The following is a 336-nucleotide window of genomic DNA, read 5'->3' on the forward strand; positions in this document are numbered from 1 at the left end:
GACGCAGTCCACCACGATGCCGAAGGTCTGGTTGCCGACCTGCGTCACCACGATGAAGCCGTTCTCCGGATCCGACGACGAGCCGTCGTCGATCTTGAGCAGCTTCTTGAGATGCATCAGCGGCAGCAGCTTGTTGCGCAGGCGCAGGACGGCGGTGTCCTTGATGCGCTCGATGCGGTGCTCGGAGTTGGCGCGCGCGCGCACCAGCTCGACCACGGCCAATTGCGGGATCGCGAAGCGGTCGCCGCCGGCCTCGACGATCAGCGCCGAGACGATGGCGAGCGTCAGCGGGATCTTGATGGTGACGGAGGAGCCTTCGCCGGCGACCGACTTGAT

1 protein-coding gene is annotated in these 336 nt (G+C 65.8%); it reads right to left on the minus strand.

The annotated features are described in order from the left end of the window. The coding region (locus tag NLR35_RS34230) for a chemotaxis protein CheW (protein ID WP_257170940.1) at positions 1-336 on the minus strand (336 nt) is incomplete at both ends.

It is taken from the genome of Bradyrhizobium sp. SRS-191 (assembly GCF_024586915.1).
In the GTDB taxonomy this organism is placed as follows: domain Bacteria; phylum Pseudomonadota; class Alphaproteobacteria; order Rhizobiales; family Xanthobacteraceae; genus Bradyrhizobium.